At 66.2% G+C, this 8,260-nt stretch carries 7 protein-coding genes; all 7 read right to left on the bottom strand.

The annotated features are described in order from the left end of the window. A partial coding sequence (locus tag ADK36_RS18585) for a TerD family protein (RefSeq protein ID WP_199830207.1) occupies nucleotides 1–543 on the bottom strand: 543 nt, incomplete at its 3' end. Between the two features lie 63 nt (nucleotides 544–606). Next, a complete protein-coding gene (locus tag ADK36_RS18580; RefSeq protein ID WP_048583680.1) occupies nucleotides 607–828 on the bottom strand; it encodes a hypothetical protein in 222 nt (73 codons plus the stop codon). Between the two features lie 213 nt (nucleotides 829–1,041). Continuing rightward, nucleotides 1,042–3,822 carry a patatin-like protein gene (locus ADK36_RS18575; RefSeq protein ID WP_053198314.1) on the bottom strand — a complete coding sequence of 927 codons (2,781 nt, stop codon included), beginning with the start codon at nucleotides 3,820–3,822 and terminating at the stop codon, nucleotides 1,042–1,044. Between the two features lie 249 nt (nucleotides 3,823–4,071). Further along, on the bottom strand, nucleotides 4,072–5,061 hold the full coding sequence (locus tag ADK36_RS18570; protein ID WP_053198312.1) for a zinc-dependent alcohol dehydrogenase family protein: 990 nt from the start codon (nucleotides 5,059–5,061) through the stop codon (nucleotides 4,072–4,074). Next, complete coding sequence (locus tag ADK36_RS18565) at nucleotides 5,058–5,906, bottom strand: carbohydrate ABC transporter permease (RefSeq protein WP_048583677.1); 849 nt, start codon at nucleotides 5,904–5,906, stop codon at nucleotides 5,058–5,060. The genes ADK36_RS18570 and ADK36_RS18565 overlap by 4 nt, the downstream gene beginning before the upstream one ends. Continuing rightward, nucleotides 5,903–6,841: a carbohydrate ABC transporter permease gene (locus ADK36_RS18560; RefSeq protein WP_048583676.1), complete on the bottom strand. Its 939-nt coding sequence runs from the start codon at nucleotides 6,839–6,841 to the stop codon at nucleotides 5,903–5,905. Before ADK36_RS18560 ends, ADK36_RS18565 begins: the two co-directional genes overlap by 4 nt. Continuing rightward, the gene (locus ADK36_RS18555; RefSeq protein WP_053198310.1) at nucleotides 6,838–8,208 is read right to left on the bottom strand and encodes an ABC transporter substrate-binding protein; all 1,371 of its coding nucleotides are present in this window, start codon (nucleotides 8,206–8,208) and stop codon (nucleotides 6,838–6,840) included. The genes ADK36_RS18560 and ADK36_RS18555 overlap by 4 nt, the downstream gene beginning before the upstream one ends. Nucleotides 8,209–8,260: the final 52 nt, after the last annotated feature.

Here is an 8,260-nt window from a genome sequence, read left to right as displayed (position 1 = left end):
CTGCATGGTGGGCTGCGGCGGGGCCACGGGGGCGGCCGGGGCGGGGGCCGGTTCCTCGACCGTGACGCCGAAGTCGGTGGCGATGCCGGCCAGACCGTTGGCGTAGCCCTGGCCGACCGCGCGGGCCTTCCAGGCGCCGTTGCGCAGGTAGACCTCGACGATCACCAGTGCCGTCTCGGTGCCGAGCTGCGGGGGCGTGAACGTGGCCAGGACGCTGTTGTCGTCGGCGTTGCGAATGGTGGCCGTCGGTTCGATGCCCTGGAAGGTCTGTCCGGCGGCATCCGGGCTGGCGGTGACGACGATCTTCTCGATGCCGGGGGGAACGGCGGACGTATCGACCATGATCGCGTCGGGGCTGGTGCCGCCGCCGGAGCGGTACGTCACGCCGGGGCCCTGGGGTTGGTTGTAGAAGATGAAGTCGTCGTCGGAGCGCACCTTGCCGTCGGCGGTGAGCAGCAGGCCCGATACGTCGAGCCGCACGGGGGCGGCGACGTCCACCGTCACGCGCGCAGCGGAGAGAGGGATGTTCGAGCCGGGGGTCATAGCTGTCATGCCGGGTGAACGAGCGGGGGCGTTTTACCGTTCCCTTACCCGGGACCGTTCGGGTCAGCGGCGGTTGCGGGGGTGATTGCGGGCCGCGCGCTCGTTGCCGTGCTTGTAGTTGCCGGTCCAGCGGGCCATGACCAGTTGAGGGTCGGACGACTCGACCTCGGCGAGGAACTGGGTGGCTCGGGGGCCGTGCAGGGTGGTGGCGGGACGGCCGTGGTGAGAGATGCGGACGGTGCCGCTCGCGTGCTCCTGGTAACTGAATCCGTGAGGTCGGGGCATGCGCGGGATCGTAGGCGGAGGCGGGGCGGCGGGCCCAACGGTTTTCGAGACCGTTCCCTTCGGTGGCTTGGGCAGCTCGTCAGGCGAAGGTTTCGCTCTCACCCTTATTCATCGCCGATGAAGGTGACTACTGGACCTTGTGCGCAGTCGTTGCTGTCAGATTGCCGTCGAATTGCTGATCGCCATTGAGTAGATCGAGCGTGCACACGGCATTTATGCAGGGGTGCTCAGGTCCGCGCGTCGTCGTCGGACGCGGAACCTGATGAGGTAATAGAGAGCGGTGAGCGCGTATTCAAAAACGAGCACGCCGGCCAGAATGGTGGGGGCCAAGAGTAGTAGGCGCTCCCAGCTCCAGTCGGTATCCGTGAAGTATCTGACCACCTCGGCAATGCCGAACGGGATGAGGATGAACGCGGCCACGACCAGGAGCACAGACTGCAAAGTGGCGGTCATGGCCCTCTTCGGATTCTTCCTGACGCGCCGCCACCACCACCAGCGTGCCGGAGAAAAGATCAGCCGTGACACTCCGATCACTTGGTTCAGTGATGACCTCCGCCTGGGTCTTCGGAATTTCATCCGGCGGCCAAAACTCCGCCAGAACATGGCCTTCCCGGCCTCAGCGTAGGCACTTCGCGTGGGGGATCCCTTGCCCGTGAGCATGCTCAGGGCTCCTTCAACCAGCCTGCCGAAGGTGTACCGTCCGTCAGGGCTGTCGAGGTGGTGCTTGAACAGCCTGGATTCGTCTGGCTCCGCCAATTCCTTGAGATTCTTGGCCATCTCCTCTTTGCTTATCTTCTCGCTGAGGAGGATCGCTTCGTGCATCTCTGTTTCGGTGTGCTTCCGCTCCTGGTGATCGGGAATGAAAAGGCGCAGTAGATGGTGTGAGGCATCCAGTCGTCCCCACGTGAAGTCGGAGGCTCGCCACTCGGGTTTTACGAATGCGCCGAAGTGGCCGAGACGGATACCGTAGAGTTTGCGGTCGCCGAGGGGGGCAAATTTGTCATGAGGGAAGAGCGGGCTGTACTCGTCCGGTCCCAGACGGAGGAACTCGAATAGTGGAGTGTGCTCTGCCAGTTCTTCCGGAGAGGCTCCCGCACCTGCGACAACTTCTGCTGCGAGGCAGAAGGTAAGTGTCTGCTTAGCCAGTCTTTCGTTCGTTTTCTGCGCGTGCGGGTCCGTCGGGTTGACGCCATAGACTGCCTTGTTGTACTCCTCAATTGCTTGCCGTACCTGTTCACGCAGAACCTCGGCAACTCCGAGTCTCCTGTAGACGGCGTTCAACATTTCTGTGGGACCTTGTTCCGGGTCAAGGCGGTAAGCCGGGTCGCCGCCGGACTGGGACGCATTCCGGATCTGACTGAAGATGGTCTCCTGGACGGTACGGACGATCCTGACGCACGAACTCAGCTCGCCCAGACTGTGGGTCAGTGCCGCCTGTTCCGGGCTGGGCGATCCGGCCTGCTCATGTGGTTCGGTGAGGCTGTCCCTGAGTCGCTCCTCGATGTCACCGACCAAGGTCCAGATCAGGCGTTCGGCGACACTGCCGCCCCATGTCCACTCTTCGTCTGGGGTGGAGTGCAGGGCATCGCGCTTTTCGGGCACCCATAGGAGCTTCGGGCGACTCTTCAAGAGCGCATCGACGTCCTCGTGCCTGATGCGCGCCAAGGATCGTACGCCGCGTCCTTCCTCGCGCACCTGCCGCACTTTCCAGAGCGCCCCCCTGATCCGGCTTTTGCGGTAGTGATCGAAGAGCGAGGAGGCCAGACTGACCAAGTCGCATCCTTGCCCTTCGGTACCCGCCTCGACATCGCGACGCAAAGCCGCTGGCCTGCGGAGCGATCGGCGCAAGCCGTGCCGAACCCGGCTACCCCCCTCCCTCTCCACATCGGCGATCTGGCAGCGAAAAAGTTCCAGGTGACGGTCGAACGACTCCCGGTTCATTCGCTCTTGCAGCTCTGCGGTCCCGGCACGGAAGTCCGCCTCCCGTGGATAGGTGACGGCCGTACCGAGTACCGATGGCCACTCCGTTGCCTTACATGGCGGCCTGTTCTGCTCGTGGGAGTCGGTGACTCCACTGGAGGGCACGATGTAGGCCAAGACCCGTCGGACAGGACCGTCCACCTTCCGATCACTGATCGCGTCCAGTACGGGGCCGAAGGGGGCGTTGTTCAGTACGCCGCCATCGACGATCCAGCTAGCACGGTCCCGGCCCCTGCTGGGGATCTCTGGGGCGGGCCGGATGCGCTGGAGGAGCAGTGGCGATTCGTCCACGGGCGCGAAGGCCACGGGAAAGCCTGCGGAGGCGCGGGCAGCCAAGCGCAGCCGGCCCAGCACCGTCTCATCGAGGAAGTCTTTGCGGCCGGCGGCCTGAGGCTTCCACGGATCGCGATCGACACCGGTCTTACGAAAGGCCACCGCGTGCGGGTCATGCTGAAACCTGTAGACCCGACGGTGGTCGGCAACCTGAAATCGACCACCGAAGCTGTCCTGCAGATACTCAGGCAAGCCGTCCAGCGCGGTCGCTGTCACGAAGAGCGTCACCGGTTCGGCCTCACGCTCGCTGCCACACATGGCGCCGAGGATCCTGCCGACCTCGTCCTCGAAGTATTGCCCGTCAAGGAGACTGTTGTAGGGAGGATCCTTCAGCAAACGGTCGCCCGTGAGTGCTGCCGCTTTCTGCCAGGTGGTGCGCAGATCGGGCAGATCCGTTCCTCTACCGATGGCGGCGGCGAGGAACGAGCCGTTCAAGCCGCCAGCGGACGTGCCGGCGACGACATCCACCACGACCCGCGTATGGGCATCACGGATCACCCGCTGCCACAACTCGAAGCTGGCCTGATCTTCCGCCTTCACACGTTCTTGAACTCCGGAGTGCAAGCTGCGCGACGCCCGCCGCAGTAGGTCCAGTTCATGTGTGACACCCCCCATCCACACGGCGAGGCTCACGCCACCATTGAGGACAAGGGCGAGACGGGTTTCTTCGACGACCTCCATGCGCTATAGCGTTCCTTTGTCTTGTGGGTGCAACGGACAGCCCGTGCCACTGACATCGCCTCATGCGTCTCCATACTTTTGTCACCCCGCGCCGGCTCGCTACCCGGAAGGGCCGAACAGGCGATCAGCCTGGGCGCCAGGCGCCCGTTCCCCCTGTGCAGCTCCTCAATTGGGGCAGCGCAGAGGGTCTTTCTACGGGTGCTGCTGAAAGGCAGAGCAAACAGGGCTGCCCCGACGGAATTTGGAAGCCTATGGAACCACCACGATCTTCCTGCCCACCCCCGACGCGAACTGCTCCAGCGCCTCCGGATACCGCTCCAGCGGGATCCGGTCGCTGATGAAGATCTCCGGGTCGAGGACCCCGTTCGCGAACAGTTCCGCCGCGCGCTCGAAGCTGTGCAGGACCGCCATCGAACCCGTGATGGTGATCTCCTGGTTGTAGATGCGGTAGGGGTCGATGGTCACCCGGGTCGAGTAGTCCGCCACCCCGAACTGGAGGAACGTGCCCGCCTTGGCCACCCGGTCCAGGCCGTCCTGGATGGCCGCCGCGTTGCCCGTGGCGTCGACGACCAGGTCCCAGCCCTGGGGGCGGTCCAGTTCGTCCGGGTTCGCGGCCGAGGCCGAGACGCCGAGGCTGCGTGCCGTCTCCAGGCGGGCGGGGTTCACGTCCACGACGTCCACGCTCGCGGCCCCCGTCCGCTTGGCCAGTTCCAGCATCATCAGGCCCATCGTGCCGGAGCCGTAGATCAGGACGTGGGCGCCGAGGCGGGACTGGAGGACGTCGTAGCCGCGTACCGCGCAGGACAGCGGCTCGACCAGTGCCGCGTCCTGGGTGCGGACGTGCTCGGGGAGCCGTACGCAGTTCGCGACCGGGGCCACCGCGTACTGCGCGGCGCCACCCGCGGTCGTCACGCCGATCGCCGCCCAGCGTTCGCAGAGGTTGTTGTGGCCCGTGCGGCAGTAGCGGCACTCGTAGCAGTACAGCGACGGGTCGACCGCGACCCGGTCGCCCACCGACAGCTCCGTGACCTGGGTGCCGATCCCGACCACCTCGCCCGCGAACTCGTGCCCGGGCACGATCGGCAGCCTGGGCGCGAACTCGCCCTGGAGGATGTGCAGGTCCGTGCCGCACAGGCCACAGGCCGCCACATCGACCACCACCTCCCGCGGGCCGGGTGTCGGGTCGGGGACCTCGGCGACGACGGCCTTGCCCACGGACTCGATGACAGCGGCCTTCATTTCACGGCTCCCAACGACAGGCCCTGGACCAGTTTGTCCTGGGCGGCGAACCCCGCGGCGAGCACCGGCAGGGAGATGACGAGCGACGCGGCGCACACCTTCGCCAGGAACAGGCCCTGGCTGGTGATGAAGCCGGTCAGGAAGACGGGGGCGGTCTCCGCCACCACGCCGGTCAGTACGCGGGCGAACAACAACTCGTTCCAGCTGAAGATGAAGCAGATCAGGGCTGTCGCGGCGATGCCGGGCAACGCGATGGGGGCTACCACGCGTGTGAGGATCGTCGGGAGCTTCGCGCCGTCCACCCTCGCCGCCTCGATGATCGCCACCGGGATCTCGGCCAGGAAGGAGTGCATCATCCACACCGCGATCGGCAGGTTCATGGAGGTGTAGAGGATGACCAGGAGCCAGATGTTGTCGAGCATGTCCGTGTTCTTCGCGAACAGGTAGAGCGGCAACAGGCCCGCCACAGCCGGCAGCATCTTCGTGGAGAGGAAGAAGAACAGGACGTCCGTCCACTTCTTCACCGGGCGGATCGACAGGGCGTAGGCCGCCGGGAGGGCGAGGACCAGGACGAAGAGCGTCGACGCCACCGACGCCACCGTTGAATTGATCAGCGCCGGCCAGGGGCTGGCCCCGCCGCCCGCGCCGAAGAACTCGCGGTAGCCGTCCAGCGTCAGCGACGCGGCGAAGGACGGCGGGTTGGTCGCCGCGTCCTCCTCGGAGTGGAAGGACGTCAAAGCCATCCACGCGATCGGCAGGAAGAAGACGATCCCGAGCAGCCAGGCCACCAGGCCGAGGCCAGCTCCCTTGCGGCGGCTGCGAAGTCGTACGGCCACTGCACTCATGCGCGCGACACCTCCTCGCGGAACAGGGACGACACCACGCGCAGCGCGAAGGTCGCGATGATGATCGAGCCGATGACCACCAGGACGCCCGCGGCCGAGGCGAGGCCGTTCTCGTGGGCCTGGTAGAAGCTCTGGTAGACGGTGTAGGGGAGGTTGGCGGTGCCCAGGCCGCCGGACGTGATCGTGAAGACCGCGTCGAAGTTCTGGACGATGTAGATCGAGCCCAGCAGGGCGCCGAGTTCGAGGTAGCGGCGCAGGTGCGGGAGCGTCAGGTGGCGGAAGATCTGCCAGTCACTGGCGCCGTCGACCCGCGCCGCCTCGATCTGCTCGTGGTCGCGGCTCTGGAGGCCGGCCAGCAGGATCAGCATCATGAACGGGGTCCACTGCCAGACCAGAGCGGCCTCGACCGCGAGCAGCGGGGTGTTGGAGATCCAGTCGGGCTGTGGGCCGCCCACATAGTGCAACAACCCATTGAACAGGCCGTATTCGGGGTTGTAGAGCACATGCTTCCAGAGGAGGGCCGCGGCTACGGGCACCACCAGGAACGGGGCGATCAGCAGGGTGCGGACCACCCCGCGGCCCTTGAACTTCCGGTCCAGGAGCAGCGCCAGGATCAGGCCGAGGACCAGGCTGGCCAGGACCACCGCGACCGTCAGGAGCACGGTCGTCCACACCGAGTGGCGCAGATCCGCGTCGGTGAGGACTTCCTGGTAGTTGTCGACGCCGGTGAAGTGGCGGGCGTCGGGGTAGAGGGAGTTCCAGTCGAAGAACGAGATCACCAGCGTGGCCACGAACGGCAGCTGGGTCACCACGATCATGAAGATGAGGGCGGGGAGCAAGGGTGCCCGGGTCGCCCAGGCGCGCAGCCGGGCGGAGGGCCGGCGCGTCGTACGCATGGGTGTCGTGGCCACGGGGGCCGTGGTCGTCGCTGTCATCGCCCCTCGTACTCCTCGGAGATCTTCTCGGCCAGCTGCTGGGACTTCTTCAGGGCCGAGTCGACGGACTGGCGTCCGGCGATGGCCGCGCTGATCTCCTGGGAGACCTTGGTGCCGAGGTCGGTGAACTCGGGGATGCCGACGAACTGGATGCCGGGCGCGGGGCGCGGCTGGACGCCGGGGTCGTTCGGGCGGGCGCCCTCGATGGCCTCCTTCGTCATCTCCTGGAAGGCGGCCGCCTCCTCGCGGTACGCCGGGTTGGCGTAGGTGGAGGCACGCTTGCCGGCCGGGACGTCGGACCAGCCGATCTCGTCGCCGACCAGCTGCTCGTACTGCTTGCTCGACGCCCAGGACACGAACTTCCAGGCGTTGTCGGGGTTCCGGGACGCCTGCTGGATGCCCCAGGCCCAGGTGTAGAGCCAGCCGGAGGACTCCGTCTTCTCGACGGGGGCCGGTGCGTAGCCGATCCTGCCCTTGACGGGGGAGTTCGCCGACTCCAGGGATCCGGCCGCGGAGGTGGCGTCATACCACATGGCGACCTTGCCCTGGGTCATGTTGTTCAGGCACTCGGCGAAACCTGACTGGGCGGCTCCCGACTCACCGTGCTCGCGCACCAGGTCGACATAGAACTTCGTCGCCTTCTCCCACTCGGGGGAGTCGAGCCGGGCCTTCCAGTCCTTGTCGAACCAGGTGCCGCCGTAGGTGTTCACGACGGTGGTGAGCGGGGCCATCACCTCGCCCCAGCCGGGCAGTCCGCGCAGGCAGATGCCCTTCATGCCGGGCTCGGCGCCGTCCGCCTTCGCCGCGAGGTCCGCCACCTGCTGCCAGGTGGGGTGCGCGGGCATGGTGAGCCCCTTCTCCTCGAACACGTCCTTGCGGTACATCAGGAAGGACGACTCGCCGTAGAAGGGCTGGCCGTAGAGCTTGCCGTCGTCGCCGGTGAGGGACTGGCGCATCGGCTTGAGGACGTCCTGCTCGTCGTACGCGGGGTCCTTGGCGACGTACGAGTTCATCTCGTGCAGCCAGCCGTTGCGGGCGTAGATCGGTATCTCGTAGTTGGAGAGGGTGGCGACGTCGTACTGGCCGGCCTGGTTGGCGAAGTCCTGGCTGATCTTGTCGCGGACGTCGTTCTCGGGCAGGACGGTGAAGTTGACCTTGATGCCGGTCTCTTCGGTGAAGCGGGGGGCGAGTTTCTGCAACTCGGTCATCTGGGGGTTGTTGACCATCAGGACGTTGATCGAGTTGCCGCCCGACCCCGCCCCGCCGGCTCCGACCCAGCAGCCGGAGAGCAGCGGGGCGAGCAGCGTCCCTGCGGCGGCCATGGCGAGCGTGGCTCGCGGCGGCCGTCGTCGGCTCTGGGTTCGCATGGATCGCTCCTGGACGTATGGGAGATGGGGCGTATGGGGAGATAAGGGGCAT

Origin of the sequence: Streptomyces viridochromogenes (assembly GCF_001270495.1) — a bacterium.
Taxonomy (GTDB): domain Bacteria; phylum Actinomycetota; class Actinomycetes; order Streptomycetales; family Streptomycetaceae; genus Streptomyces; species Streptomyces viridochromogenes_A.
The sequence above is the reverse complement of the archived record's forward strand: the minus strand, read 5'-3'. Positions and strand labels throughout refer to the sequence as shown.